The following is a 26291-nucleotide window of genomic DNA, read 5'->3' on the forward strand; positions in this document are numbered from 1 at the left end:
CGCTTGCATGCACAAGTTGTTGACCATCCTGAATGCGGTCATCAAGTCAGGCAGGCCGTGGCAGGCCACCTTCGGTTGTGCACAGCTTGCCAACGCTTGAAAAAACCTCAAAATGGATTTGACTTTGAACACAGTTGCTGATCCGCTTTCGGCTGCGCTCCTCGGCCCAGCCCGACGGGTGGGGAACAAGCAATACGGGAAAAAGAATCCGGAGTCCTTGAAGCGCAAAGCGCTTCAAGGACGGAACTCCCAACGAACGGTCATGTGTGCACGCGAGCGCAGCACAAGCGGCCAAATGAAGTCCCCCTCCATCGCCCAGCGGGGCGAGGGAGGGATAGGGGTGGGAGTGGGGAGTTGCGCCTACGGTCCAAGGCAAACCGCAGGCGCAGCGTGATGCCGCGAAGGGACTTGCACCCTTCTTGCGCCGATTTCTGAATGAAATCAGCCTTCAGCCCATATGCGACAAGCGCCACCAGCTACAAAAACAGGAGCAACTAGATGCGGCCTTCTTCGACAGCGTGGCAGGCGATCTTCACACCCTGAATGGTCAAAAGCTGCGGCCGCTCGGCGCGGCAGCGGTCATTGACATGCGGGCAGCGCGGGTGAAAGGTGCAGCCGGTGGGCGGGTTCAAGGGGTTGGGCACCTCGCCCTGCACCGGGGTGCGGGCGCGGCCGGTGTCGTGCATTTTCGGGATCGCGTCCAGCAGCATGCGTGTGTAAGGGTGCTTGGGGCTGGCAAACAGCGTCTGCTTGTCCGACAGTTCGACCAACCGCCCCAGGTACATCACACCCACCTGGTCACTGACGTGGCGCACCACAGCGAGGTTGTGCGAGATGAACAGGTAGGTCAGCCCGCGCTCGCGCTGCAGGTCCTTCATGATGTTGAGCACCTGCGCCTGCACACTCACGTCGAGCGCCGAGGTTGGCTCGTCGCACACCAGGAATTCCGGCTCGGTGGCGAGCGCCCGGGCAATCGAGATGCGCTGGCGCTGGCCGCCGGAAAACTGGTGCGGAAACTTGACCATGTCCAGCGGCGACAGGCCGACCGACTTGAGCAGTTCGCCCACGCGCGCCTTGAGCTCGGCCTCGTTCGTGATCAGCCCGTGTTCCTTGAGCGGCTCGCCCACGATGTCCTCCACGATCCAGCGCGGATTCAGGCTCGCGTACGGGTCCTGGAAAATCATCTGGATGCGGCGTCGCAGTTGCCGGCCCTGCGGCGTCTTGAAGGCCGCATGGGCGTCCTGGCCGTCGAAGGTCAGGCCGCCACGGGTCGGCTCGTACAGGCCCACCAGCAAACGGGCCACCGTGCTTTTGCCGCAGCCCGACTCGCCGACCAGGGCCAGGGTCTTGCCTTTTTCAATCTCGAAGCTGACGCCATCGACGGCATGCAGCATCAGCCGGGGCTTGCCTTCGAGCACCCGGTTCAGCCAGGGCGGCGACACATCAAAGGTTTTGGCCAGGTCAAAGGCCTGAACGAGAGGAGCGCCCACGCTTGTCGTTTCGCTTTTGCTCATGCGGTCACTCCCACCGTGGCATCGTGCAGCCAGCAGGCGGCACGTGTGGCACCGGCAGGCAGCAGGTCCGGCCTGTCCTGCGTGCAGCGGTCAAACACCTTGGGGCAACGCGGATTGAAGGCGCAGCCTTGTGGAATGGCATTCAGACGCGGCATGGCGCCGTCAATCTGGTTGAGCCGTTCACGGTCCAGCGTGATGTCGGGGATCGCCTCCATCAGGCCGGCGGTATAGGGATGCGAGGGGTGGTTGATCACCTCATGCACCGGGCCAATTTCGGCAATACGGCCGGCGTACATCACGGCCACGCGGTCGCAGGTTTCGGCAATCACGCCCATGTCATGGGTGATCAGCATCACGGCAGCACCGCGCTTCTTGCAGATGCTTTTGAGCAACATGATGATCTGCGCCTGGATCGACACATCGAGCGCCGTCGTTGGTTCGTCGGCCACGATCAGCTTGGGCTCGGCGGCCAGCGCCAGGGCAATCACCACACGCTGGCGCATGCCGCCCGAGAACTGGTGCGGAAAATGTTCAATGCGCTGCTCGGCCGCCGGAATGCCGGTGTCCTGCAGCAACGAAATGGCGCGCTGGCGCGCTTCGGCGTTGCTGACCGGCAGATGCGCCTGGATCGTCTCGATCAATTGCCGGCCCACGGTGTACAGCGGGTTCAGCGAGGTCAACGGGTCCTGGAAAATCGCACCGATCTTGCGCCCGCGGATGTGGCGCATCTGCTCGTAGGACAGGTTGTCGATGCGTTCGCCTTCGAGCAGGATCTGCCCGCCGCCGATGCGGCCCGGCGGCTCCAGCAGCCCGATGATGGCAGCGCCGGTCAGCGACTTGCCGGCGCCCGACTCGCCGACGACGCCCAGGATTTCACCGGGGGCGATATCAAACGAAATGTCGTCCAGCGCCCGCAGCGTACCGCGCCGGCCGGGAAACTCGACGATCAGGTTCTTGACTTGTAATAGGCTCATTGATTGGACGGGTAGGTTCTGTTCGAGCAGTCACCGCGGAGCCGGCTTTGCCGGGCCACTGGTGGCGCCGCCTCAAGGGGAGGCTGCCGCAGGCTGCTTCGGGGTGTCATCGTAGTCTCGGGTTCAGCGCATCGCGCAGCCAGTCACCGAGCAGGTTCACGCTCAGCGAAATCAGCACCAGCATCAGGCCGGGAAACACCGTGATCCACCACTCGCCGGAGAACAGGTAGTCGTTGCCGATGCGGATCAGGGTGCCCAGCGAGGGCGAAGTGGGCGGCGCGCCCACACCCAGAAAGGACAGGGTGGCTTCGGTGATGATGGCCGTGGCCACCTGGATGGTTGCCAGCACCAGCACCGGCCCCATCACATTGGGCAACACGTGGCGGCGCATGATGCGCATCGGTGTCACACCGGTCACACGTGCCGCCTGCACGTATTCCTTGTTGCGTTCGACCAGGGTCGAGCCACGCACCGTTCTGGCGTACTGCACCCATCCCGTGAGCGTGATCGAGATGATCAGCACCCCCAGCGCCAGGGAGTCCTGCGCATTGGGAAACAGCGCCCGCCCCACCCCGGCAATCAGCAGGGCCACCAGAATGGCCGGGAAAGACAGCATCACGTCGCACAGGCGCATCAGGGCAGAGTCGATCCATCCGCCATAAAAACCGGCCAGCAGACCCATGCCCACGCCGAATACCACCGACAGGACCACCGAAGCAAAACCCACCGCCAGGGAAACGCGGGCACCGTACATCAGGGCCGACAGGATGTCCCGCCCCTGGTCATCGGTGCCCAGCAGGTACTTGGCGGAGCCTTCGGCCGACCAGGCCGGTGGCAGGCGGGCATCGCTCAGTTCGAGCGTCGTCAGATCAAACGGGTTGTGCGGCGCCACAAAGCCCGCAAACACCGAACAGAAGATGCAAATGAGGGCGACTGCAGCCGCAGCCATCGCCACCGGGGAGGTGCGAAAGCTGTAGCCGATGTCGCCATCCCACCATCGGAATAGCGCGCTTTTCATCAACCCGTGTTACTTGTTGACTTTGACGTATTTCCAGGGCATGCCGTTGTCGGGCCACTGAACCATGTCAATGTTTTTCTTGGCCGCCCAGTTCAGCGCCTGCTGGTGCAGCGGCAGATGGCCCACCTCATCCTGATGGATCTTCAGCGCTTCGTGGATCATCTCGTTGCGTTTCTTGTCATCGGTCTCGGAAGCCACCAGGTCGGTCAGCTGGTCAATCCGCGCATTGCTGTAAGCGCCCAGATTGAACTGGCCGCGGCCACCCTCACCTGGCGTGGACATGATGGGGTAGAGCACGTTGTGGGCGTCCACCGTGCTCGGTGTCCAGCCCAGCATGTAGAAGCTGGTGTCACGGCGCAGGATCTTCGGAAAGTAGGTGCCCTTGGTTTCGGCTTCCAGATTGATCTTGACCCCGATGCGGGACAGATTTGCGGCCACGGCCTGGCAGATTTCACCGTCGTTGACATAACGGTCGTTCGGGCAGTTCATCTTCAGCTCGAACCCGGCGCCATAACCGGCGTCGGCCATCAGCTTCTTGGCGGCTTCCACGTCAAACGGCAGGCGCTTGGCGAGGTCGGGGGCGTAACCCTTGATCTCGGGTGCCAGCAGCGTGGCCACCGGCGTGGAGGCACCGCGCATCACACGGTTCTTGATGGCTTCGATGTCGATGGCCTGGTAGAACGCCTGGCGGACGCGTTTGTCCTTGAACGGGTTTTTGCCCTTGACGCTGGAAAATTGCAGTTCGTCGCGCTTCTGGTCCATGCCGAGGAAAATGATGCGCAACTCGGGGCCTTGCAGCACCTTGAGTTCGGCGTTGGCCTTGATGCGCGCCACGTCCTGCACCGGCACCGGTTCCATCACGTCAATTTCGCCGGACAGAAGCGCCGCGACGCGGGTGCTGTTGTTGCCGATGACGTTGAAGACCACTTCGTCCACATTGCCGTCGATCTTGCCCCAGTAGCTGCCGTTGCGGATAAAGGTGGTGCGGACATTGGGCTGGCGCTCACGCACTCGGAAAGGGCCGGTGCCGTTGGCGCGGAAAGACGCGGCGTTTTCAATGCCTTTGCGGCGGTCCACCGGCTTGGTGGCCTGGTTCGTTTCGCACCACTTCTTGCTCATGATGTGCCACTGCGTGAACAGCTCGGGCAGGATCGGAAAGGGGTTGTTCAGCACGAAGTCGATCGTGTGATCGTTGATCTTCTTGATTTCCTTGATCTGGCCGACATAACTCTTCATGTCGGAGCCGTCACCTTTGGCGCGTTCATAGCTGAAGATCACATCGTCCGCGGTGAACGGCGAGCCGTCATGGAACTGCACGCCCTTGCGCAGGTTGAAACGCCAGACCGTCGGCGAGGTCTGCTTCCAGTCGGTTGCCAGCGAGGGGGCCAGCTTGTAGCTGCGGTCGCGCGTGACCAGCGGTTCGTACACATTGCCCACCACCGTCAGTTGCAGCGATTCGTTGAGCGAATGCGGATCCAGCGAGAGGGCGTCACCCTGGTTTCCGACCCGCAGGGTCACTGCGGACGCTACAAAAGTTGTAGCTGCCAGCGCTGTACCCACAAGGGCGAAAGCGGCTTTTTTCGTGAAATTCATGGGACTCTCCTGTTGAACAAAAAATAATCAGCGCGGCACGGACAAAGGCATGGACTGCTCCACCAGCCCGGCATGCAGGGCGGCACCCAGCGGCAGGATGTCGTCATTGAAATCGTAACGGCTGTTGTGCAGAAAACAGCTGCCGACACCGTTTTCGGCGCCCTGGCCGATGCGCATGTAGGCGCCGGGTTTGACCTGCAGCATGAAAGAAAAGTCTTCGGCACCCATGCTGGGCTCCATGTCGCGCACGACGTGGTCCTCGCCCAGCAGGGTTTCCGCCACATCGGCGGCAAACATGGCTTCATCGAACGAGTTGATGGTGGCCGGATAAATGCGCTCGTAATGCACTGAGGCGGTGGCACCAAAGCCGAGCGCCACTGCGGTGCAGAGTTCGTTGAGACGACGCTCTATCAGGTCCTGCACGTCCGGGTTGAAGGTGCGAACCGTGCCCACCAGGGTGGCCTTGCCCGGCACCACACTGAAGGCACCCATGTCGCCGGCCTGCATCGCGCACAGGCTGATCACGGCGCTGTCAATCGGCTTGACGTTGCGCGAGACAATGCTTTGCACCGCCGTGATGATGTGCCCCGCCACCAGCACCGGATCAACCGTCATGTAGGCGTGGGCGCCATGCCCGCCGCGGCCGGTGATCTCGATGGTGATGCGGTCAGCGGCCGCCATCATGGGCCCCGGGTTGATGCCCACCGTGCCTGGCTTCATGGACGGCCAGTTGTGCATGCCATAAACCGCCTGCACCGGAAACCGGTCAAACAGGCCGTCTTCAATCATGACCCGCGCGCCGGCAAACCCCTCTTCGCCGGGCTGGAAAATCAGCACGGCCGTCCCGTCAAAATTGCGCGTGGCCGCCAGGTAGCGGGCTGCGCCCACCAGCATGGCAACATGCCCGTCATGGCCGCAACCGTGCATCATGCCGGCGCGCGAGGATTTCCAGGGAAAGTCGTTGTGTTCCGTCATCGGCAACGCGTCCATGTCGGCACGCAGGCCGATCATTTTTCCGCTGCTGTTGTGCTGGCCCTTGATGACGGCCACCAGCCCGGTCTTGCCGATGCCGGCATGCACCTCGTCCACGCCACAGCGCTGCAGCGCTTCCTTCACGCGGGCGCTGGTGTAGACCTCTTCGAAGCCAAGCTCCGGATGGGCGTGCAGATCGCGGCGAAAGGCCGTGATCTCGGGATGGAACTCGCTGATTTGCGCGAAGGCGCGGCCATTGGCCTTGAGCGCCGGAGCAGGCCGGGGCGACAACATCAGTGCCCCCCCGCCGTGCTGACACGCAAGCGTGGGTCCACCACAAAATACAGCAGGTCAACCACCAGGTTGATCACGACAAAAATCAGTGCAATCAGGCACAGGTAGGCGGCCATCACGGGAATGTCGGCAAAAGTCACGGCCTGGATGAAGAGCAGGCCCATGCCTGGCCACTGGAAAACGGTTTCGGTGATGATGGCAAAAGCGATCAGCCCGCCCAGCTGCAGACCGGTGATGGTCATGACCGGCACCAGGGTGTTTTTGAGCGCGTGCCCAAAATGGATGGCGCGGTTGGACAGGCCGCGCGCGCGCGCAAACTTGATGTAGTCGGTGCGCAGCACTTCGAGCATTTCGGCGCGCACAAGCCGCATGATCAGCGTGAGCTGGAAAATCGCCAGCGTCACGGCCGGAAGCACGATATGGTGCCAGCCCTTGGCCGTCAGCAGGCCACTGCTCCACCAGCCCATCTGCACCACGTCGCCACGTCCGAAGCTGGGGAACCAGCCGAGGCCCACGGAGAAACCCAGAATCAGCAGGATCCCGATCAGGAAGGTCGGGAGCGACACGCCCACCAGCGACACCGTCATGAGCAGCTGGCTCAGAAAGGTTCCGCGGCGCAGGGCCGCATACACACCCATCGGGACACCAATCGCCAGGGCCATGACGGCAGCCACCAGTGCCAGCTCAAGCGTCGCGGGGAAACGCTCTGCGATCAGGCGCGAGACCTTGGCGCCCTGGCGCAGGCTGAGACCGAACTCGCCCTGCACGGCATTGACCAGAAAGTGGCCGAACTGCACGAAAAAGGGCTTGTCCAGCCCCAGATCGGCGCGTAGCTGCGCAATCTGGTCAGGCTGCGCATCCTGCCCAAGCAGAAACACCACCGGGTCGCCAACATACTGGAACAGCATGAATGCAATAAAAGCCACAGCGACCATCACGATCACGGCCTGGAGCAGGCGACGGAGAATAAATGCAAACATTCGGGAGTATGGTTTTGAGCGAAAGACAATGCTAGCAGAGCAAGCACTGTGCCGACACCGGGATTTCCTTTAGGCCTAAAGAAAATAACTACAAAAAAGGGCCCCGGAAGGCCCTCTTTGACGGCACGCTCAGTTGACCTTGATCAGTCTCCAGTCAAGCCGGTTGTCGGCGCGGTGCACGACATCAATGTTTTTCTTCATCGCCCAGGGAATGATCTGGTTGTGCAGCGGAATATGTGAGACCGTGTCGTTCGACAGCTGCAAGGCCTCGGTCAGCAGGCGGTTGCGCACCGGCAAATCGGTTTCCACTTTCACGCGGTCCACGATGTAATCCATGCGCGGGTTGCTGTAGCGGCCCACGTTGTAGTTGCCATCACCGCCCGTACCCACACTGCGCGTCAGTGACTGCAGGCTGTAAAGGCCATCGAAGGTCGGCACACCCCAGCCCAGCATGTAGATGCTGGCCTCGTAGCGCTGGATCATCGGGAAATAGGTGACCAGCGGCAAGGTGCGCAGCTTCGCCTTCACACCGGCCCGGGCCCACATCGCAGTGACAGCCTGGCAGATTTCCTCGTCATTGATGTAGCGGTTGTTCGGACAGGCAAAATCCACCTCGAATCCATTGGGATAACCGGCCTGGGCGAGCAGCCTCTTGGACGCCTCGGGATCAAAGGGGTGGCGCTTGTGGACACCTTCGGTCCAACCATTGACCTGCGGCGCCACGATCGCTCCCGTCGGCTGGCTCAGACCGCGCATGGTGACGCGCTGGATCGCGTTGATGTCTATGGCCTGGTACAACGCCATGCGCACGCGCTGGTCCTTCAGCGGGTTCTTGCCCTTGATGTTGGAACCCGGCAGCTCGTCGCGAGACTGGTCCATGCCGAAGAAAATGGTGCGGTTCTCGATGCCATCGATGACCTTGAGGTTGCCGGTGCTGCGCAGCCGGCCCAGATCCTGGATGCTGGGATCAAGCACAAAATCGACTTCACCCGACAACAAGGCAGCGACCCGGGTGGCCTCCGATTTGATCGGTGTGTAGACAACTTCGGTCACATTGGACTCGTTCTTGCCCCAGTAATTGGGGTTTGAAACAAGAACCAGCTTCTGGTCAGGTTGCCATTCCTTGACCATGAATGGGCCGGTGCCCATGGCATTGCGGTGTGCAAAGGTTTCGTCCTTGGCGCGGATGTCTTTCGGCTCGGTCGACTTGTTTTTCTCGGCCCACGCCTTGCTCATGATGCGCAGTTCGGTCAACTGGTTGAGCAGCACCGGGTTCGGGCCTTTCATCATGATGTCCACGGTCGAATCGTTGACCTTGACCACCTTGTCGATGCCCTGGGTATACACCGCATAGTTGGAGGTTTTGGCCGTCGCGCGGGTCAGCGAGAAAACCACGTCGTCCGCCGTGAGTGGTGTGCCGTCACTGAACTTCACGCCGGAACGCAAGGTAAAGCGAACCTGCGTCGGCGAGACGTCGCGCCAGGAAGCGGCGAGCTGGGGTTCCACCTTGAAAGTGCGGCTGTTGTAGTAGACCAGCGAATCGTAAACGGCTGCGTGGACGCCATTGCCAAGCGCATTGTTCTGCGAGTGGATGTCAAACGTGGGGATATCGCTCGCGCTTGACCATTTAAAGGTCTTGGCCTGCACGGCGGGCACAACAGCAAAGGATGCGGCCGCAGCAGCAGCGATAAAAAGCAGGTGGAATTTCATGGTTTTCTCTTTGAAGTAAGCGACGAATATACAACCGGCCCATCAGGGCAAGGCAAGGGGTTTCCCCTGAAAGCCCCCCCCCCCGAAACATGCGCGAGACCCAGGGCTGCGCGACCAGGGTGCGCACGCCATCAGATGCCTGCAAAGGTCAGGCCAGGCAGGCGGCTAACGCGCGCGCGCAACCTTGTCGAGCGTGACCGGCCCATACCATGCAGCGGTATTCGAGCGTGTGTTGTCGCTGTCGGTCATGATGCCTATGCCCACCAGCGCGCCCGGCGCTTCGCCGAAAGCCTTTTCATAGTCAGCACGGATATTGCGCTCGTAGTCGACCCATTGGCGCAATTTGCCGGCGCCGGATTCGACGACAAGCTTGCGTATCCTGTCGGTACGCGGATTGACAATCACGGTGCCCGGCGGGCGGGTGTTGCACCACACGTACATCAACGTTGCATAAGGCAACTCCTCGCCGGTCAACGCGCGTGCCAGTTCGGACAACATGGCGTTCTTGCTGGAGAACTTGCTGCGGTCGCCTTCAAACACCAGCACCACGCGGACCGGCGAATCATCAGCATCGCGCAGCGCCATGTCGGCTTGCGCAATCAGCTCAGGCACTTTCCACGAAAACCGCACATTGGCCAGATCGTCCGGTTCCACGCGCAACTCCTGGCGCACCATGCTGGCCGACGAATTGGAAGTGGCCGCCATCGCCTCGCGCCCGTCCTTGCGTTCATAACGGAAGAGGCTGGGTTTCTTGCCCGGAAAAGGGTAGTGCCGCCAGTCTGGCGTGACCCGGTTGCTGGCGGACGCGACCACCCAGGGGGTTGAACTGAGCTTTGCTGGATCAGGCGTGGCAGCCGGCGGCATCCATGATGCACAGCCTGCCAGTTGCGACAAGGCCAACAACACTACCCCCATACCCAAACCACCCCACCATTGCCTCCCCTCAACTTTCGTCATTAGCATCTCCCAAAGTGGCATGCAATTTGCATTTTCCATGAAAAAAGCCGCCCGAGGGCGGCTTTTTAAACTCTCTAAATTGAAGCTGGCACAAGGCCAGCCGTCAATTAGAAGGAGTGCTTGATACCGAAGTCGTAACCGGTCGAACGTGCGTTCACTGCAGTCACGGCACCGTTCAGAGCCTGGGATGCACCGCCGCTGTTCGTCACGCGAGCGAACGTGGTGTACAGAGCCGTACGCTTGGACAGGTTGTGCACATAACCCAGAGCCCATTTTTTGGACTTGGGTGTACCAGCAGCGTCGGTTTTGTAGGTGGAGTAAGCCACACGGATCTGGCCGGCACCCATGGGAACCAAAGCACCAACCAAAGCGCCTTTGCCCGTCACATTGGTGGGGACAGAGTCAACTTTGTCACGGGTCACCAAAGCCATGGCTTGGGCGACACCGAAGTCATACGAACCGCCAATGTTGGTGGACTGGATCTTGCCCGTGGTGGCGGTCGCAGCGTACTTGGTGCTGGACGTTGCCAGAGCCACGTTGATCGGGCCGTTGGCGTAGCCGAGGCGAATAGCAGAACCCGTGCCGTCTTTTTCAGTGGCTGCGCCGTTCTTGTTGTTCTCACCGAGGTAGTGCTGAAACTGGCCGTAGAAGCCGCCCAGATTGCCTGGCAGGAAGTAGCCAACGCTGTTGGAAGCGCGAACGCTGACTGGCCCACCAAGGCTGGAAACGTTGGCCTGGGAGCCGCCCACGCCAACCGTACCGAACGGATCAAACACGGTCTGATTCCAGAACTGTGGCGTGTAGTCACGGCCCAGACGCAGTTCACCCAGGCCGCTGGCCAGGCTGACCGTCGAACGACGGTTGAAGGTCAGGCCGCTGCCCACGGAAGCGCCATTAGCCTGGTTGTTGGTGTTCGTGGCTTGAAAGGTGCCATTGTCGGCGTTTATGCCGGCTTCCAGCCAGAAGCTGGCAGACATGCCACCGCCGAGGTCTTCCGTACCACGGAAGCCCAGACGGCTGGTGTTGTAACCACCGCTCGTCAGTTGGCTCTTGCTGGAAGAACCAACGCCGGAACCGGAGCCGTGAGCGTAGTTCACGTCAACAACACCAAACAGGGTCACGGAAGACTGGGCCGAAGCCACGCCGGCAGTAGCCAGAATAGCCAAAGCGACTAGGGATTTTTTCATTGCGAGTTTCTCCAAGGTTAAACATAGGGCTCCAGGATTTTGGATCCCCGGGCCAACCTCCATTTAGGAAGTTGTATGTATTGCACCAGAGGCCGAGAGCTTTCGCAAAGGAAATGGCCCGATAAATTCAATTCCGTTGCACCCCTGCAACAAACGCAAGTACCCCTAGCGCGGCATTTATCCGTCTTTCAAAAGCCGGCTGACACCGATACTCATGTACTACAATTTGTACTACATTTACAAAAATCAGCTGGACTAAACCATAGCCGCGATCAATAACTTTCCGGCCCACCCTTTCCCCATGATTTCCCCCAATGACATTCCAGCTGATCTCGCTGCGCGACGCCAACCAGAATTTTTCCAGGCTCATCGCCGCTGTTGAGCGCGGAGAAGCCTTCTGTATCACCCGGCGCGGACAGGAGGTGGCGCGGTTGACACCCTCGCCCACGCCTGCGCCGGTGGAGAAATTGCCTGGCCTTGAAGACCGGTTGCCGGCCGACATGGCCGCACTGGACGTGTCCCTCGGGGAACGTGTCCGCCAGCTGGAGGCCCGACTGGATAAACTTTCATCAGCCCTTCCACCCACTGACAAGCGATAAATACCCCCATGGATGCCCTGCTCACTACCGCCGACAGCGCCCTGCGCACCCTGTTTGCCAAGCCCCGTGCCAGCCGGACATGCCCGACCGTGCCGGCCCAAGACACCGAGCTGAGCGCCGCGGACAAGGCGCTGGCCGGTGCGCTGATGCGGGTCAACCATGTCGGTGAGGTCTGCGCGCAGGCGCTGTACGCCTCGCAGGCCCTGAGTACACGCAATCCCGTTTTGCGCCAGCAATTCCTCGAGGCCAGCAAGGAGGAAGGCGACCACCTCGCCTGGACGCGCGAGCGGCTCGATGAACTCGGCGCCCGCCCCTCCCTGCTGAACCCGCTGTGGTACGCCGGGGCTTTCGGGCTGGGCCTGCTGGCGGGCCGTCTCGGTGACCGGGTCAGCCTGGGGTTTGTGGTGGAGACCGAGCGGCAGGTCGAAGCCCATTTGGCCAGCCACCTGGAGCGCCTGCCGGAAGGCGACCATGCCTCGCGCGCCATCGTGGCGCAGATGAAGGACGACGAGGCGCGTCACGCACAGGAGGCGCAAGGTGCCGGCGCATTGGCGCTGCCCGCACCGGTCAAGGCGTTGATGCGGGCCTCCGCCAAGGTCATGACGACAATTGCGCATTACCTCTAGTCGCTATCTTTTCAGTAGCTTATCGCGCTTTATTTACAAGCGTTTCAGACCTATTCACCCTAAAACTCAAGCCTCGATCAACTCGAAGCTGGTAGTGATGTCGGCCGTTTTTCCAAGCATGATGGTGGCCGAGCAGTATTTGTCATGGCTCATGGCAATCGCGCGTTCCACCGCGCTGGCCGCGATGCCGCGTCCCGTCACGACAAAATGCATGTGGATTTTCGTGAACACCTTGGGGTCGGTTTCGGCCCGCTCGGACGTCAGCCGAACCGTGCAGCCGCGCACATCGTGGCGACCGCGCTTGAGGATCAGCACCACATCGTAGGCGGTGCAGCCGCCGGTGCCGGCCAGCACGGTTTCCATCGGGCGCGGCGCCAGGTTGGCGCCGCCGTTTTCCGGCTTGGCGGCGTCGGGCGCGCCATCCATCACCAGCGTGTGGCCGCTGCCTGTGGTTGCCAGAAAACTCATGGCCGAGCCAGAAGTTGTTGTTGTCCCCGCGCCGGTGTTGGGGCCGGTCCAGCTCACTGTGCATTCCATGAATTACCATCCTCAAAGTCAGAAATTTGTTGTCAAAAGTAGCGGCAAGTGTTTATTTTTCGCAACAAAACATTGTTGCAGCGCAACATGCCTCCGCTATACTGAAATCATCGCATGAAGACAGCTTTGTTTTCATGCAATGGTTGTCTCCTCCATCCCTGAAAGGGTGGATTTACAGGCCCAGACCGCAAGGTCTGGGCCTTTTTTCTTGCCTACTATGATGTCGGGTTGCGAGAAAGACACATGCCCACTTCCCCCAAACCCGCTTCCCGCCGTTCACCCGGCACCCCCCGGCCATCCGCCGCCGGGGCACTCACGCCCGCCGACTACCTGAAAAAAATCCTGACTGCACGCGTCTACGACGTGGCGGTGGAATCCGCGCTGGAGCCGGCGAAAAACCTCAGCCGCCGGGTGCACAACACCGTGCTGCTCAAGCGCGAAGACCAGCAGCCGGTGTTCAGCTTCAAGCTGCGCGGCGCCTACAACAAGATGGCGCACCTGAGCCCCGCCCAGCTCAAGAAAGGCGTCATCTGCGCCTCGGCCGGCAACCATGCGCAGGGCGTGGCCCTCGGCGCGCACAAGCTCGGAACGCGCGCGGTGATCGTGATGCCGGTTACCACGCCGCAGGTCAAGGTCGATGCCGTCCGGGCACTGGGCGGCGAGGTGATCCTGCACGGCGACAGCTACTCGGACGCCCACCTGCATGCCGTCACGCTGGAGAAAAAAAACGGCCTGACCTTTGTGCACCCGTTCGACGACCCGGACGTGATTGCCGGCCAGGGCACGATCGCCATGGAAATCCTGCGCCAGATTCAGACCATCGGCAAGGGCTCGCTTGACGCGGTGTTTGTGGCCATAGGCGGCGGCGGGCTGATTTCCGGCGTGGCCAACTACATCAAGGCCGTGCGTCCCGAGGTCCGGATCATCGGCGTGCAGATGAACGATTCCAACGCGATGGTCCAGTCGGTCGGCGCGGGCAAACGTGTCACGCTGCCCGACGTCGGCCTGTTCGCCGACGGCACCGCCGTCAAGCTGGTAGGTGAGGAAACCTTCCGCATCAGCCGCGAGCTGGTCGATGAATTCATCACGGTGGACACCGACGCCGTCTGCGCCGCCATCAAGGACGTGTTCATCGACACGCGCAGCATTGTCGAACCCTCGGGCGCCATGAGTGTGGCCGCCATCAAGCAGTACGTGGCCACGCACAAGACCAAAGGCGAAACCTACGCGGCGATCCTGTGCGGCGCGAACATGAATTTCGACCGCCTGCGTTTTGTCGCCGAGCGGGCGGAAGTCGGCGAAGAGCGCGAAGCGCTGTTTGCGGTGACGATTCCCGAGGAACGCGGCAGCTTCCGGCGCTTTTGCGAGCTGATCGGCGGGCTGCCGGGTGGCCCGCGCAGCGTGACCGAGTTCAACTACCGCATCAGCGATGCCAGCCAAGCCCATGTGTTTGTCGGCCTGACCACCCACGGCAAAGGCGAGAGCACCAAAATCGCCAGCAACTTCAGCAAACACGGCTTCAAGTCACTCGACCTGACCCATGACGACCTGGCCAAGGAACACATCCGCCACATGGTGGGTGGCCACACGGCGCTGTCCAAAGACGAGCGGTTGCTGCGTTTTGTGTTTCCCGAGCGGCCCGGGGCGCTGATGAAGTTCCTGGGCGCCATGAAGCCGGGCTGGAACATCAGCCTTTTCCACTATCGCAACCAGGGCGCGGACTACGGGCGCATCCTGGTCGGGCTGCAGGTCCCCAAGGCCGACAACAAGGCCTTCAAGGGCTTTCTCGACACCCTGGGCTACCCGCATGTGGAAGAGACCGACAACCCGGTCTACCGGCTGTTTCTGCAAAGCTGACGGGCCTGGCCATGACTGCGACAGGCGCATCCGTGCCAACCAATTCATCGTGCCCCCGCTGCGGCGCGACTTTTCGCTGCGGCATGGTGGGAGGGGACGCCGAATGCTGGTGCGTCAAGTTGCCCCACATCATGCCGGTGCCGCCCGGCTCACCGTCCACAATTGTTGAGAACTCCAAAAATCATGACCGGCAACTTACTACCGTTCGCCCTGAGCTTGTCGAAGGGCTTCGACAAGCTCAGCCCGAACGGTATGGTGTCGTGAATGACGAAAACATCCATAGCACCGCGGAGGCCTCCTGCTTTTGCCCCGCCTGCCTCCAGAAAATCACCGATGACCGACAACAAAACACTTCTTCTGCCCGCGATTGAATCGACCGCCGACGCCACGCTCTCGGCGCGGCTGCAGCACAAGATCGACCAGAAGACCAAGCCGCTGGGCGCGCTGGGCCAGCTTGAAACGCTGGCGCTGCAGCTCGGCCTGATCCAGCGCAGCGAGGCCATCACCTTCGCGTCGCCGCAGATGGTGGTGTTTGCCGCCGACCACGGCATCGCCAGCGAGGGCGTGTCGGCCTTTCCGCAGGCCGTGACGGTGCAGATGGTGGGCAACATGCTGGCCGGCGGTGCCGCCATCAATGTGTTTGCGCGCCAGCACGGTTTTGCCCTGCAGGTGGTGGATGCCGGTGTGGCCGCCGCCCTGGCCGACCACCCGCAGCTGCAGCAGCGAAAAATAGCCCCGGCCACCCAGAACATTTGCGAAGGACCCGCCATGTCGCAGGCACAGGCCCACGCCGCGCTGCAGGCCGGCATGGACGTCATGCGGGGCCTGCCCGGCAACGTCGTGGCCTTTGGCGAGATGGGCATTGCCAACACCTCGCCCGCCGCGCTGCTGCTGGCCCGGCTCGCCGGCCTGCCGGTCAGCGACGTGGTCGGGCGCGGCACCGGCCTGGACGATGCGCAACTGGCCCACAAACAGGCGGTGCTGCAGCGTGCCCTGGCCCGCCATGCCGATGTGCATGAGCCGCTGGCCGTGCTGGCGGCGCTGGGCGGTTTTGAAATCGCCATGATGGCCGGTGCCATGCTGCAGGCCGCCAGCGAGCGCCGCGTGGTGCTGGTCGACGGCTTCATTGCTGGTGCCGCCGCGCTGGTGGCACGCGCCCTGGTGCCGCAGGTGCAGGACTACCTGGTGTTTTGCCACCGCTCGGCCGAGCGCGGCCACCACCTGCTGCTGGCCCACCTGAAGGCCGTGCCGCTGCTGAACCTGGACATGCGCCTGGGCGAGGGCACGGGCGCCCTGCTCGCCTGGCCACTGCTGCAATCGGCGGCCCTGTTCATGGCCGAGATGGCGAGTTTTGATTCGGCCGGGGTCAGCGGCAAGAATTAGGCATGCTCCAGTTCATTCGCCACTACCTGCTGGCCGTGCAGTTTTTCACCCGCATTCCGGTGACCGGCGCACTGGCGGCGTGGACCGGCTACAGCCCGGCCATGCTGCGCGCCAGTGCCGCGCACTTCCCCGGCGTCGGCTGGCTGGTCGGCGCCGTGGCGGCCGGCGTGTACAGCCTGCTGATGGCGCTGCTGCCGGCCACCGACTTCGCACCGCTGGTGGCCGCCGTCCTGTCCACGGTGGCGACGGTGCTGCTGACCGGCGGCTTTCACGAAGACGGGCTGGCCGACGTGACGGACGGACTGGGTGGCAGTTACGACCGGGACCGCGCCCTGGAGATCATGAAGGATTCGCGCGTCGGCGCTTTCGGCGCGATGGCACTGGTGCTCGCGCTGCTGGGCAAGGTGGCGCTCTTGGCGCTGCTCGGTTCGGTCGAAAGCGCGCTGTCCGGTGGGGAGGAAACGCCCGCCGACCTGCCCCTGGATGGCTGGCTGGTCGCCGCGGCCCTGTTTGCCGCGCATGTGGTCTCGCGCACCCTGCCGCTGCTGCTGATCCGCGCGCTGCCGCATGTCGGCGATACCGCGGTCTCCAAGTCCAAACCCCTGGCCGACCAAATCACGCTGAGCAGCCTGGGGGTGGCGTTTGTATGGTCATTTTCGGCCCTGGCCTTGGCCAGCTATGCGCTTCCCGCTATGAGTTTGATAGTAGCCTGCAGCTTCTCCGTGCTCGCCCTGCTGTGGATGGGCCGCCTGTTCTCGCGCCGTCTGCAGGGTTTCACCGGCGACTGCCTGGGCGCCACGCAGCAGGTCTGTGAAATCGCTTTTTACCTCGGCCTGGCCGTCGCCTTATGACCCTCTGGCTGGTGCGCCACGCGCAGGTGCTGCTGGCGCCGGGCACCTGTTACGGCGCGCTGGATGTGGCGGCGGACCGGGAGGCGACGCAACACAGCGCCGCCTCCCTGGCCGGCGTGCTGCCCGCCGGCGCCCGCATCAACACCTCGCCGCTACAAAGATGTGAGCAGCTTGCGCAGGTTCTACATGGGCTACGGCCCGATTTGACCCTTCAAACCGATGCCCGGCTGCAGGAGATGAACTTCGGCGCCTGGGAAGGCAGGCGCTGGAGCGACATCACGCGCAGCGAGTTCGACGCCTGGACGGCCGACTTTGCCGGCCACGCCGTCGGCGGCCATGGCGAAAGCGTGCGCGTCGTGATGGCGCGTGTGGCCCAGGCTTTCGACGAACTGCCGGCCGGGCCGGCCACCGTCTGGATCACCCACGCAGGCATCATCCGGGCCTCGCAGTTGCTGGCCGGCGGCATCCGCGAGGTCACGCGGGCCGACCAGTGGCCGACCGAGGGGGTGGCCTGCGGACAATGGCGCACACTTGAGCTATCGTTGACTCCACCCCCGCAGTAAACAGGTAAACCCCATGGCAGCAACTCTGGACGGACAACTGGTGGTGGCGATTTCATCGCGCGCACTGTTTGATTTCGAGGAAGAAAACCGGGTGTTCGAGGACGGCCTGGGCCAGCCGCCGGTGCCCGGCACCAAGCGCGACGCCGCGTACATGCAGCTGCAGCTGGACCGCCTCGACGTGCCGGCCAAACCCGGCGTGGCCTTTTCGCTGGTCAAAAAACTGCTGGCTTTCAACGACGCGCCCGACAGCCTGGACGACGCCTCGCCTTCGGCCAAACTGGCCCAGCGCGTCGAGGTGGTGATCCTCTCGCGCAACGACCCGGTCTCGGGCATGCGGGTGTTCCGCTCGGCGCAGCACTACGGCCTGGCTATCCAGCGCGGCACCTTCAACCGCGGCGAGCCGCCGTGGCGCTACCTCAAACCGCTGCATGCCAACCTGTTCTTGTCGACCCACCTCAGCGATGTGCGCGAGGCGCTGGCGGCCGGCGTGCCCGCCGCACAGGTCTATCCGCAGTCGGCCCATGCCAGCGACCAGCACCCGCACGAGGTGCGCATTGCGTTTGACGGCGACGCAGTGATTTTTTCCGATGAGGCCGAACGTGTGTTCCAGTCGCACGGGCTGTCGGCCTTCCAGGCGCATGAACGCGACAAGGCCACGCAGCCGCTGCTGGCCGGCCCCTTCAAGCCGCTGCTCGAAGCGCTGCACCGGCTGCAGCAGGTCGGCACCTCGTGCATGCGTATCCGCACCGCGCTGGTGACGGCGCGCAGCGCGCCGGCGCATGAACGCGCGATCCGCACGCTGATGGACTGGAACATCGAGGTCGATGAAGCCATGTTCCTCGGCGGCCTGGCCAAGGGGGAATTCCTGCGCGAGTTCGAGCCCGACTTCTTCTTCGACGACCAGACCGGCCATGTCGATTCGGCCTCGCAGCATGTGCCTTCCGGCCATGTGGTCAGCGGCGTGTCCAACCAGTTGTCCTGAGCCTGCCGCCCGCGTTTATTTGCCCTGGAAGCGCGCCGCGCGTTTTTCCACAAACGAGCGCACCCCTTCCGCCGCGTCTTCGCTGCGCGACAGCCCTTGTTGCACCGCGATGAAGTCCTGCATGGCCAGCACCGGGCCGTGCTCCACCGCCTTGAGTGCATTTTTTCGCGTGGCCACCACCGCCAGCGGCGCCTGGGCGGCAATGGCGTCGGCAATCCGCAGGGCCTCGTCCAGCGCCTGCCCGGCGGGCACCACCTTCTGCACAAAGTTCAGCCGCAGGGCTTCGGCACTGCCGAACTCGTCGCCGGTCAGCAGGTGCAGCAGCGCATTGCCCAGGCCGGCGCGTTCGGCCATGCGCAGGGTCGCGCCGCCGGTGGCCATGATGCCGCGCTTGACCTCGAGCTGCGAAAACCGGCAGTCGTCGGCAGCCACCACGATGTCGGCCGCCAGCATCAGCTCGATGCCCAGCGTGTAGGTGATGCCCTGCACCGCGACCACCATGGGTTTGCTGCGGCGCCGGTAACCCTCCATGCCCAGGTCCAGCGGATCGACCAGGCCCGGCGGCACGGCTTTTTCGCCGCGCTGCATCAGCGGCGCAATCGTCGGCAGGTCCAGCCCGGCGGTGAAGTGGTCGCCCAGCGCATGCAACACGCCCACGCGCAGTGCCGGGTCGTCGTCCAGGCGCGTGTAAGCCTCGCCGAGTTCGCGGAACATCTTCGGCGTGAAGCCGTTGCGTTTGGCCGGGCGGTTGATGGCGATCAGCAGCAGGGGGCCGCGCACGGTGCAGTCGATGCTGCCTTCGGGGGAAGGGGACGTGGAGGTGTTCATCCTGCCATCCTAGCGAATTCCCGCGCTGCGCCCATGCACTCGCGCGACAGGGCGCGGCACTACACTGGCTCTCCTTTCCGCCTCCAAGGATGACTCCCATGCCCCTGACGCCCCCGGTCCCCACCGTGCACGGCAAGTACGCCGCCTTCAAGGACTTCTGCCGCAAGGCCTGGGCGCTGACACGGCCCTACTTCGCGTCCGACGACAAATGGAAGGCGCGCGGGCTGCTGGTCGCCATCGTGCTGCTCAACCTCGGCGCGGTCTACATGCTGGTGCTGATCAATGAATGGAACCGGGTGTTTTACGACGCGCTGCAGGACAAGAACCAGCCGGTGTTCTGGGAGCAGCTCGGGCGCTTCACCTACCTGGCCTTTGCCTTCATCATCATCGCGGTCTACCGCTTTTACCTGACGCAGTTGCTGGAGATCCGCTGGCGCGCCTGGATGACGGCCCACTACCTGCAGCGCTGGCTGGCCGACCACGCCTTCTACCGCATGGAGCTGGCCCGTTATGCGAACCATGGCACCAACGGCACGGCCGCGCCGGACAACCCCGACCAGCGCATCCAGGAAGACCTCAACCTGTTCACCACCTACACCATCTCCCTGAGCATGGGCCTGCTCAACGCCGTGGTGACGCTGCTGAGTTTTGTCGGCATCCTCTGGAGCCTGTCGGGGCCGTTTGGTTTCACGCTGGGCGGCACCAGCTTCAACATTCCCGGCTTCATGGTCTGGATGGCGGTGCTGTATTGCGCGGCCGGCAGCATCATCACGCACTACATCGGCCGGCCGCAGATCCGGCTCAATTTCCTGCAGCAGCGTTACGAGGCCGACTTCCGCCACCACCTGGTGCGGGTGCGCGAGTACAGCGAATCGATTGCGCTCGACAAGGGCGAGACCGTCGAGCGCGTGCACCTGGAAAGCCGCTTTTCCACCGTGCTGGGCAACTACCTGACCCTGATCAGGAAGCAGAAAAACCTGATCTGGTTCACCAACTTCTTTGGCCAGGCCGCCGTGGTGTTTCCCTTTGTCGTGGCCGCCCCGCGCTTTTTCAGCGGTGCCATCCAGCTCGGCCAGCTGATGCAGATCTCATCGGCCTTCGGCCGCGTGCAGGACTCGCTGAGCTGGTTTGTCGACAACTACAGCAGCCTCGCCGCCTGGCGCGCCACGACCGACCGGCTGACCAGTTTTGAAGAGAGTTTTACGACCCTGGCCCAGACGCGGCAAGCGCAGACAGCTATGAATTCAGTAGCAACCAGCGAATCGGCCACCAGCCTGGACACGCAGGACCTGACCCTGGCGCTGCCCACCGGGGCGGTGTTGCTGGAAGGTGTCTCGCTGCATGCCGAGGCCGGCGAGAACGTGTTGATCAAGGGCCCGTCGGGCAGCGGCAAATCGACGTTGTTTCGTGCGCTGGCCGGCATCTGGCCCTTCAGCCGCGGTCGCACCGTGCTGCCGGCCAACACCATGTTCATCCCGCAGCGCCCCTACTTCCCGAACGGCAGCCTGCGCGATGCGCTGGCCTATCCGCAACCGGCCGCCAGCTACAGCGACGCGCAACTGCGGCAGGCGCTGGAAGACGCCCTGCTGCCCAAACTGACGCAGCGCCTCGATGACGAGGACGCCTGGAGCCAGAAACTCTCGGGCGGGGAGCAGCAGCGCCTGGCGATTGCCCGCGTGCTGCTGAAAAAGCCGGCCTGGCTGTTTGCCGACGAAGCCACCAGCGCGCTCGACGAGGATGCTGAAAAAACACTCTATGAACGGCTGCTGGTCCAGACCCGTCAAGCCGGAGGCGCTATTGTTTCCATAGCACACCGACCCACGGTGGCGGCGTTCCACGGCAAGCGCTGGGAACTTGAAAAACTGCCCGAAGGCGCAGCTGCGCTGTACCGGCTGACGGAAACCCGCGCCTGATCAGCGCCTGGACAGAGCGGCCGCATAGGCCGCATAACCGCGCAAGCGCAGCTCGCAGGCCGGGCACTGGCCGCAGCCATAACCCCAGGCCTGGCGGTGCGTGCGGTCGCCGAGGTAGCAGGTGTGGGTGTGTTCGATGATGAGTTGCACCAACGCCTGGCCGCCCAGCGCTTCGGCCAGCGCCCAGGTCGCCGCCTTGTCTATCCACATCAGCGGGGTTTCGATCAGGAAACGTTTGTCCATGCCCAGCGACAAGGCCAGCTGCATGGCTTTCATGGTGTCGTCGCGGCAATCGGGGTAGCCTGAAAAATCGGTCTCGCAGACCCCTGTGACCAGCACCTGCAGGTCGCGCCGGTAGGCCAGCGCCGCCGCCAGCGTCAGGAACAGCAGGTTGCGCCCGGGCACAAAGGTGTTGGGCAGGCCCGAACTCTCCATCCTGAACGCCGTGTCGCGCGTGAGTGAGGTTTCGCTGACCTGGCCCAGCACGGCGAGGTCCAGCAGGTGATCTTGCCCGAGCTTGTGCGCCCACTGCGTAAACTGCGACCGGATCTCGCGCAGCACCACCAGGCGCGCCTGCAACTCGACGCTGTGGCGCTGGCCGTAGTCGAAACCCACGGTTTCCACACGTTCATATTTCGACAGCGCCTGGGCCAGGCAGGTGGTGGAGTCCTGCCCACCGGAGAACAGGACGAGGGCGGTGGTGTGCATAGGGGGAAAGCAGTCAGGGCATGGTGCGGAGCGGTTATTGTGCCGCGCCGCCTAAAACCGGTAACTGGCGGACACGCTCAACACATGGTTGCGGCCGGCGGCCGGCTCGAAATAGCGGCCATTGCCTTCGTTGACGATGACCGAGCCCGCGTACTTGCGGTCGGTCAGGTTGTCGAGGCGGGCTGCGGCCGACAGGGTCCAGCGATTGATTTCGGCCACGTAGCCGATATGGGCGCCCAGCGTGACAAAGGACGCCGCCGCATCGCTGTTGAAATCGTTGACGGCCACGCTGCCGAGGTAACGCGCGTCGACACCGGCGCGCCAGCCGGTGGGCGGCCGCCAGCCCAGCTCGGCCGCCAGCGCCGTGCGGGCCGTCCCCGGGATGCGATTGCCGGCGGGCACCAGCGCGGCCGGACACTGGCCACCGATACAGGCAAAGGCATCGCGGTACCTGGCGTCCAGCAGCGTATAGGACAGCTGCGCCAGCCAGTGGCGTGCCGGCGTGATGCTGCCGGCCAGTTCCAGCCCGCGGCGGCGCGTGGCACCGGCGTTCTGGAAGGTGCTGCGTCCGCCGATGTTGCTCTGCGTGACAATTTCATCCCGGGTCGCGGTGTGAAAAACCGCCAACGTGGATTCGACGCGGGGCAGGGTGCCAGCGACACTGTGCCATTTGACGCCCGCCTCGAGGTTGTCGCTGCGTGACGGACGCAGCGCAAAGTTCAGCCCGGTGCCGACCGGCCGGTAAGCCAGCTCGTTGAAGGTCGGTGTTTCAAAACCACGTCCCGCCGCCGCGTACACCCGCCACTGTTCCGACGGCGCAAAGGTCACGCCGGCGGCCGGCAGGGTGGCGCTGTAGCGCACGCTGCCGCTGTCGTCGCGATTGGTCCCGACGATGTAACGGTCCGCGGAACTGAAGCGCACCAGGCTGTGGCGCACCCCGGCATTCACGGTCCAGCGCGCGTCTGGCTTCCAGGTCGCTTGAACATAGGGGTCGAGGCTGGTGACGCGGTTGTCTTCCTCGCGCCGCAAGGCACCCTGCACGCCCAGCGTGGCGCCCTGAAAATTTTGCCAGCCGCGCCGCGTTTCGTTCATCGTGTCATACGCCAGGCCGCTGACAATTTCCAGCGGGCGCTGCGCCAACGCCGTGCGTGTGGTCCAGCGCGCATCGAGACCGCCGTAGTTACGGTCCAGCCCGATCACGCCGCCGGGGTGCAAGGGGTTGTTTTGAGGCCCCGTCGGAATGGCCTGGAACTGCGTGGTGGCACGCTCGCCGCCATACATCATCAGCCGCAGCTGGTTGTCGGCATTGACCCGATGCTCATACACCGCGCCGAGCTGGCTCTGCCGCACGGTCTTGCGGGTGTTGAAGGTGGTCGCCGAGGCATCGGCACTGCGCGGTGCAACATCGAACTGCGCGCGGCTCAGGCCCAGCGGATCCTGCGCCTCCACCGACACGGTATTGGCCAGCAGGGTCAGCTTGCGATCGCTGTCCAGCGCCCAGTCCAGCCGCAGGTTGGCCCCCTCGCGTTCGGCGGAGCTGTGCGCACGATAGCCATCGGTGCTCAGGCGCCCGGCGCTCAGCACATACCCCAGCGCCCCGGCGGCACCGCTGGCCTTCATGTCGAAACGCCTGAGGCCATGGGAGCCTGTCGCCGCGCTGCTGCTCACCACCGGGCTGCCCTGGCCTTCTTCGGTGAAGACCTGCATGACACCGCCCGACGAGTTGCCGTACAGCACCGAAAAAGGCCCACGCAGCACCTCGATGCGGCCGACCGACGCGAGGTCGATGTGCGAGAGCTGGCCCTGGCCATCGGGCATGGTCGCGGGAATGCCGTCCACATACAGGCGCACGCCGCGCACGCCGAAGGTGGAACGCGCGCCAAACCCGCGCACCGACAGTTGCAGGTCCTGCGCCTGGTTCTGCCGGTCGCGCGCCAGCAGGCCGGGCACCAGCGTCAGGCTTTCCGACAGGTTGAGCTGCGCGCGCCCATCGCTGCGGATGCGCTCGCCGTCGAGCACATCGACCGAGGCCGGCACGTCGAAGGGCGGCAGTTCCGTGCGTGTGGCCGTAACGCTGATGGGTGCGAGCGTCTGGGCGCTGGCCGGCGCCGGCGCCACCCAGCCCGCCACCAGGGCGGCGGCAAGGGCGTGCGGACAGGAGAATAAACGGGTCATGGTGCTTCCTGCGCCATCACCCCCAAGGCAAATGGCAAATGGCAAATGGCAAATGGCAAATGGCAAATGGCAAACGACAAAAGGCAGATGCCGGATGGTAGGGCATGCAGACCTCGAGCAGGCGGGGCCTTCCAGAGGCCCCCTACTTCGGGGTCACTGAAATCTGTATCGACGCGTACCAGGCGGCCAGGTCGTCGATCTCCTGGTCGGTCAGCGGTTTGGCAATCACGCCCATCACCTCGTGCTGGCGTTTGCCGCTGCGGTAGTTTTTCAGCTGCTCCACCGTGTAGATGGCCGGCTGTCCTGCGAGGTTGGGCGCATTGGGCAACTGGCTCAGGCCCAGCGGGCCGTGGCAGGTGACACACAGGGCCGCCGCCCGCGCCTGGCCGGCCACCGGGTCACGCGCCTGGGCAACCAGGGGCTGCGCCATGGCGCAGCCCATCAGCAGGCCAAGCCTCGCCAGCGTCGAAAAAGAAGTCATCGCGGGCCTTTCGAAAAAGCAGCGCGCCCGAACCGCCGGTTCAGGCGCGCTGCACGATGAGATTGAGATCGAACGCCAACGCCTGGCTCAGGGTCCGGTGTAACTGATGCGGTAGATCGCGCCGGCAAAATCGTCCGACACCAGCAGGGAGCCGTCGGGCAGGTTGGCCACGTCCACCGGCCGGCCGCGGTACTGGCGCGTCTCGGGGTCCAGCCAGCCCTCGGCAAACACCTCGGTCTTGTCGGCCGAACCGTTGGCCTTGAGGCTGGTGAACATGATGCGCGCGCCTATCGGCTCGGTGCGGTTCCAGGAACCGTGCTGTGCCGAAAAGATGCCACCCTGGTACTTGGCCGGGAATTTCTTGCCGGTGTAGAAGGTCAGGCCCAGATCGGCTGCATGCGCGTCGGTCAGGACCTCGGCAGCGGTCACATTGGGTGGCAGCGGGTCCTTGTCGTAACCATGCTCGGTGATGCGGGTCTTGCCCTGGATCCAGGGGTAACCGAAGAACTGGCCGGCCTTGGTGACCCGGTTGATTTCACCGGCGGGAATCAGGTCGCCCATGCCGTCGGTCTGGTTGTCGGTGAACCACAACTCATTGTTCTTCGGATTGAATTCCAGCCCCACGGAGTTGCGGATGCCGCGCGCATAGACCTCTCGCTTGCTGCCGTCAAACGGGTTCATGCGGACAATCCCGCCGATGCCCAGCCCGTCATACAGCTTGAGCTTGTCGCGCGGCTGCACGTTGTGCGGTTGCCCCAGCGTGATGTACAGCATGCCGTCCTTGCCGACCCGGCAGGTGCGCGCGCCGTGGTTGTAGCTTTCTTCCTCCACCGGAATCAGCTTGCCCTGCGGCACCACCTCGATGACCGCCACGTCCGGGCCTTCATAGAAAAACTCGGCCGCCGGAAAATTGAGCACCCGGTTGTGTTCGGCCACGATCAGGAAACCGTCCCGCGTCCAGCAGACCCCATTGGGCACGCTGAACTTGAGCGAGGGCGCAAACGACTTCACCTCGGTGGCCATCTCGCCGCTGTTGCGGTTGGTCACGGCCCAGACCGTGGTCTTGCGCGTGCCGACAAACAGCATGTTGGTCGACGGCGCCACCGCCATGTGGCGGGCATCGGGCACCACCGCGTACAGGGAAATCTTGAAGCCTGGTGGCAGCTTGATGCGCTTGAGGTTTTCGCGGATGGCGTCCGCATTCGGCCCGGTCTGCGGCACGACCGGAATGTTCAGGTCCGTCGTCGCCACCTTCATCTGCTTGAGTTTTTCGATGTTCGCCGGCGGCCCCACTGGAGCCGCCGGCGGCACCTGAGCCATCGCCATGCCTGCCAGACCCAGAAGTGCAGCGGCAAGCGCACAAGACCTTGTTTTTGTATCCACAACAGCCTCCTCGATATAAACAGATGCCGAGTTTCCGCGGATGGAAGTCACCCGCGCAGCACTGAACCTGAAAATACAGGAGGCACTTTCCCTCCAGGAACTTCGCGAGAAAGCGTTGCCTTCTGCGCCCGCCCCGATGCGCCCAGCCAGCCTTGACAGGTTGGAACGAATGCTAGTCCTGCCTTTTTTTCCTGGCAAGCAGTGAC

24 protein-coding genes are annotated in these 26291 nt (G+C 63.4%); 9 read left to right on the forward strand and 15 right to left on the reverse strand.

What is annotated here, in order from left to right:
* Nucleotides 1-494: 494 nt before the first annotated feature.
* From B7G53_RS19115 to B7G53_RS19155, 9 genes are all read right to left on the reverse strand, one after another.
* Complete coding sequence (locus tag B7G53_RS19115; RefSeq protein ID WP_096670663.1) at nucleotides 495-1514, reverse strand: ABC transporter ATP-binding protein; 1020 nt, start codon at nucleotides 1512-1514, stop codon at nucleotides 495-497.
* Nucleotides 1511-2488, reverse strand: coding sequence for an ABC transporter ATP-binding protein (locus tag B7G53_RS19120; protein WP_096670665.1), 978 nt, complete (start codon nucleotides 2486-2488; stop codon nucleotides 1511-1513). The genes B7G53_RS19115 and B7G53_RS19120 overlap by 4 nt, the downstream gene beginning before the upstream one ends.
* A gap of 106 nt (nucleotides 2489-2594) precedes the next feature.
* Complete coding sequence (locus B7G53_RS19125) at nucleotides 2595-3506, reverse strand: ABC transporter permease (RefSeq protein ID WP_096670667.1); 912 nt, start codon at nucleotides 3504-3506, stop codon at nucleotides 2595-2597.
* A gap of 9 nt (nucleotides 3507-3515) precedes the next feature.
* Entirely contained in the window at nucleotides 3516-5099 is a 1584-nt protein-coding gene (locus B7G53_RS19130; protein WP_096670669.1) for an ABC transporter substrate-binding protein, read from the reverse strand.
* Between the two features lie 27 nt (nucleotides 5100-5126).
* Complete coding sequence (locus B7G53_RS19135; protein WP_096670671.1) at nucleotides 5127-6365, reverse strand: M20 aminoacylase family protein; 1239 nt, start codon at nucleotides 6363-6365, stop codon at nucleotides 5127-5129.
* The gene (locus B7G53_RS19140; protein WP_096670674.1) at nucleotides 6365-7345 is read right to left on the reverse strand and encodes an ABC transporter permease; all 981 of its coding nucleotides are present in this window, start codon (nucleotides 7343-7345) and stop codon (nucleotides 6365-6367) included. Before B7G53_RS19140 ends, B7G53_RS19135 begins: the two co-directional genes overlap by 1 nt.
* Before the next feature lie 129 nt (nucleotides 7346-7474).
* Nucleotides 7475-9055, reverse strand: coding sequence for an ABC transporter substrate-binding protein (locus B7G53_RS19145; protein ID WP_096670676.1), 1581 nt, complete (start codon nucleotides 9053-9055; stop codon nucleotides 7475-7477).
* Nucleotides 9056-9220: 165 nt separating this feature from the next.
* The gene (locus B7G53_RS19150; protein ID WP_255250090.1) at nucleotides 9221-9868 is read right to left on the reverse strand and encodes a DUF3047 domain-containing protein; all 648 of its coding nucleotides are present in this window, start codon (nucleotides 9866-9868) and stop codon (nucleotides 9221-9223) included.
* A 251-nt stretch (nucleotides 9869-10119) separates the two neighbouring features.
* Nucleotides 10120-11199 (reverse strand): porin, encoded by a 1080-nt coding sequence (locus B7G53_RS19155; protein ID WP_096670680.1) that lies wholly within the window; start codon nucleotides 11197-11199, stop codon nucleotides 10120-10122.
* 314 nt (nucleotides 11200-11513) lie between these two features.
* Between B7G53_RS19155 and B7G53_RS19160 the strand changes: the two genes are divergently transcribed.
* Nucleotides 11514-11798, forward strand: coding sequence for a type II toxin-antitoxin system Phd/YefM family antitoxin (locus B7G53_RS19160; RefSeq protein ID WP_096670682.1), 285 nt, complete (start codon nucleotides 11514-11516; stop codon nucleotides 11796-11798).
* A gap of 8 nt (nucleotides 11799-11806) precedes the next feature.
* A complete protein-coding gene (gene coq7, locus B7G53_RS19165) occupies nucleotides 11807-12424 on the forward strand; it encodes a 2-polyprenyl-3-methyl-6-methoxy-1,4-benzoquinone monooxygenase (RefSeq protein ID WP_176491418.1) in 618 nt (205 codons plus the stop codon).
* A 66-nt stretch (nucleotides 12425-12490) separates the two neighbouring features.
* Here coq7 and B7G53_RS19170 read toward each other — a convergent pair whose 3' ends face one another.
* Complete coding sequence (locus tag B7G53_RS19170) at nucleotides 12491-12961, reverse strand: OsmC family protein (protein WP_096670686.1); 471 nt, start codon at nucleotides 12959-12961, stop codon at nucleotides 12491-12493.
* 243 nt (nucleotides 12962-13204) lie between these two features.
* Between B7G53_RS19170 and ilvA the strand changes: the two genes are divergently transcribed.
* From ilvA to B7G53_RS19200, 6 genes are read left to right on the forward strand one after another with little or no spacing between them, the layout of a single operon-like run.
* The gene (ilvA, locus tag B7G53_RS19175) at nucleotides 13205-14818 is read left to right on the forward strand and encodes a threonine ammonia-lyase, biosynthetic (RefSeq protein ID WP_096670688.1); all 1614 of its coding nucleotides are present in this window, start codon (nucleotides 13205-13207) and stop codon (nucleotides 14816-14818) included.
* 11 nt (nucleotides 14819-14829) lie between these two features.
* A complete protein-coding gene (locus B7G53_RS19180) occupies nucleotides 14830-15189 on the forward strand; it encodes a cysteine-rich CWC family protein (protein ID WP_096670690.1) in 360 nt (119 codons plus the stop codon).
* A complete protein-coding gene (cobT, locus tag B7G53_RS19185; RefSeq protein WP_096670692.1) occupies nucleotides 15152-16201 on the forward strand; it encodes a nicotinate-nucleotide--dimethylbenzimidazole phosphoribosyltransferase in 1050 nt (349 codons plus the stop codon). Before B7G53_RS19180 ends, cobT begins: the two co-directional genes overlap by 38 nt.
* A gap of 2 nt (nucleotides 16202-16203) precedes the next feature.
* Nucleotides 16204-17052 carry an adenosylcobinamide-GDP ribazoletransferase gene (locus B7G53_RS19190; RefSeq protein WP_096670694.1) on the forward strand — a complete coding sequence of 283 codons (849 nt, stop codon included), beginning with the start codon at nucleotides 16204-16206 and terminating at the stop codon, nucleotides 17050-17052.
* On the forward strand, nucleotides 17049-17615 hold the full coding sequence (locus tag B7G53_RS19195) for a histidine phosphatase family protein (protein ID WP_096670696.1): 567 nt from the start codon (nucleotides 17049-17051) through the stop codon (nucleotides 17613-17615). The genes B7G53_RS19190 and B7G53_RS19195 overlap by 4 nt, the downstream gene beginning before the upstream one ends.
* 13 nt (nucleotides 17616-17628) lie before the next feature.
* Entirely contained in the window at nucleotides 17629-18597 is a 969-nt protein-coding gene (locus B7G53_RS19200) for a 5'-nucleotidase (RefSeq protein WP_096670698.1), read from the forward strand.
* Between the two features lie 15 nt (nucleotides 18598-18612).
* On the opposite strand, the gene B7G53_RS19205 is transcribed toward B7G53_RS19200, so the two are convergent.
* Nucleotides 18613-19425, reverse strand: coding sequence for a crotonase/enoyl-CoA hydratase family protein (locus B7G53_RS19205; RefSeq protein ID WP_096670700.1), 813 nt, complete (start codon nucleotides 19423-19425; stop codon nucleotides 18613-18615).
* 98 nt (nucleotides 19426-19523) lie between these two features.
* Here B7G53_RS19205 and B7G53_RS19210 point away from each other — a divergent pair, with 98 nt between their 5' ends.
* On the forward strand, nucleotides 19524-21338 hold the full coding sequence (locus B7G53_RS19210; RefSeq protein ID WP_096670702.1) for an ABC transporter ATP-binding protein/permease: 1815 nt from the start codon (nucleotides 19524-19526) through the stop codon (nucleotides 21336-21338).
* On the opposite strand, the gene queC is transcribed toward B7G53_RS19210, so the two are convergent.
* The 4 genes from queC to B7G53_RS19230 all read right to left on the reverse strand — a co-directional run bounded on the left by queC (nucleotide 21339) and on the right by B7G53_RS19230 (nucleotide 26028).
* Nucleotides 21339-22046: a 7-cyano-7-deazaguanine synthase QueC gene (queC, locus tag B7G53_RS19215; RefSeq protein ID WP_096670704.1), complete on the reverse strand. Its 708-nt coding sequence runs from the start codon at nucleotides 22044-22046 to the stop codon at nucleotides 21339-21341.
* Nucleotides 22047-22097: 51 nt separating this feature from the next.
* The gene (locus B7G53_RS19220) at nucleotides 22098-24221 is read right to left on the reverse strand and encodes a TonB-dependent receptor family protein (protein WP_096670706.1); all 2124 of its coding nucleotides are present in this window, start codon (nucleotides 24219-24221) and stop codon (nucleotides 22098-22100) included.
* A gap of 142 nt (nucleotides 24222-24363) precedes the next feature.
* Nucleotides 24364-24702, reverse strand: coding sequence for a c-type cytochrome (locus B7G53_RS19225; RefSeq protein ID WP_096670708.1), 339 nt, complete (start codon nucleotides 24700-24702; stop codon nucleotides 24364-24366).
* Nucleotides 24703-24789: 87 nt separating this feature from the next.
* Nucleotides 24790-26028 carry a PQQ-dependent sugar dehydrogenase gene (locus tag B7G53_RS19230; protein ID WP_096670710.1) on the reverse strand — a complete coding sequence of 413 codons (1239 nt, stop codon included), beginning with the start codon at nucleotides 26026-26028 and terminating at the stop codon, nucleotides 24790-24792.
* Nucleotides 26029-26291: the final 263 nt, after the last annotated feature.

The sequence above is a fragment of the Polaromonas sp. AET17H-212 genome, from assembly GCF_002379085.1.
Classification (GTDB): Bacteria; Pseudomonadota; Gammaproteobacteria; order Burkholderiales; family Burkholderiaceae_C; genus Polaromonas.

Coding starts and splice junctions, on each gene's coding strand:
- B7G53_RS19135 (WP_096670671.1), bottom strand. CDS start 6,365: ATGTTGTCGCCCCGGCCTGCTCCGGCGCTCAAGGCCAATGGCCGCGCC.
- B7G53_RS19130 (WP_096670669.1), bottom strand. CDS start 5,099: ATGAATTTCACGAAAAAAGCCGCTTTCGCCCTTGTGGGTACAGCGCTG.
- B7G53_RS19200 (WP_096670698.1), top strand. CDS start 17,629: ATGGCAGCAACTCTGGACGGACAACTGGTGGTGGCGATTTCATCGCGC.
- B7G53_RS19220 (WP_096670706.1), bottom strand. CDS start 24,221: ATGACCCGTTTATTCTCCTGTCCGCACGCCCTTGCCGCCGCCCTGGTG.
- B7G53_RS19225 (WP_096670708.1), bottom strand. CDS start 24,702: ATGACTTCTTTTTCGACGCTGGCGAGGCTTGGCCTGCTGATGGGCTGC.
- B7G53_RS19205 (WP_096670700.1), bottom strand. CDS start 19,425: ATGAACACCTCCACGTCCCCTTCCCCCGAAGGCAGCATCGACTGCACC.
- B7G53_RS19180 (WP_096670690.1), top strand. CDS start 14,830: ATGACTGCGACAGGCGCATCCGTGCCAACCAATTCATCGTGCCCCCGC.
- B7G53_RS19160 (WP_096670682.1), top strand. CDS start 11,514: ATGACATTCCAGCTGATCTCGCTGCGCGACGCCAACCAGAATTTTTCC.
- B7G53_RS19140 (WP_096670674.1), bottom strand. CDS start 7,345: ATGTTTGCATTTATTCTCCGTCGCCTGCTCCAGGCCGTGATCGTGATG.
- B7G53_RS19145 (WP_096670676.1), bottom strand. CDS start 9,055: ATGAAATTCCACCTGCTTTTTATCGCTGCTGCTGCGGCCGCATCCTTT.
- B7G53_RS19170 (WP_096670686.1), bottom strand. CDS start 12,961: ATGGAATGCACAGTGAGCTGGACCGGCCCCAACACCGGCGCGGGGACA.
- B7G53_RS19190 (WP_096670694.1), top strand. CDS start 16,204: ATGCTCCAGTTCATTCGCCACTACCTGCTGGCCGTGCAGTTTTTCACC.
- B7G53_RS19230 (WP_096670710.1), bottom strand. CDS start 26,028: ATGGCGATGGCTCAGGTGCCGCCGGCGGCTCCAGTGGGGCCGCCGGCG.
- B7G53_RS19155 (WP_096670680.1), bottom strand. CDS start 11,199: ATGAAAAAATCCCTAGTCGCTTTGGCTATTCTGGCTACTGCCGGCGTG.
- cobT (WP_096670692.1), top strand. CDS start 15,152: ATGACCGACAACAAAACACTTCTTCTGCCCGCGATTGAATCGACCGCC.
- B7G53_RS19115 (WP_096670663.1), bottom strand. CDS start 1,514: ATGAGCAAAAGCGAAACGACAAGCGTGGGCGCTCCTCTCGTTCAGGCC.
- ilvA (WP_096670688.1), top strand. CDS start 13,205: ATGCCCACTTCCCCCAAACCCGCTTCCCGCCGTTCACCCGGCACCCCC.
- B7G53_RS19125 (WP_096670667.1), bottom strand. CDS start 3,506: ATGAAAAGCGCGCTATTCCGATGGTGGGATGGCGACATCGGCTACAGC.
- B7G53_RS19195 (WP_096670696.1), top strand. CDS start 17,049: ATGACCCTCTGGCTGGTGCGCCACGCGCAGGTGCTGCTGGCGCCGGGC.
- B7G53_RS19210 (WP_096670702.1), top strand. CDS start 19,524: ATGCCCCTGACGCCCCCGGTCCCCACCGTGCACGGCAAGTACGCCGCC.
- coq7 (WP_176491418.1), top strand. CDS start 11,807: ATGGATGCCCTGCTCACTACCGCCGACAGCGCCCTGCGCACCCTGTTT.
- queC (WP_096670704.1), bottom strand. CDS start 22,046: ATGCACACCACCGCCCTCGTCCTGTTCTCCGGTGGGCAGGACTCCACC.
- B7G53_RS19120 (WP_096670665.1), bottom strand. CDS start 2,488: ATGAGCCTATTACAAGTCAAGAACCTGATCGTCGAGTTTCCCGGCCGG.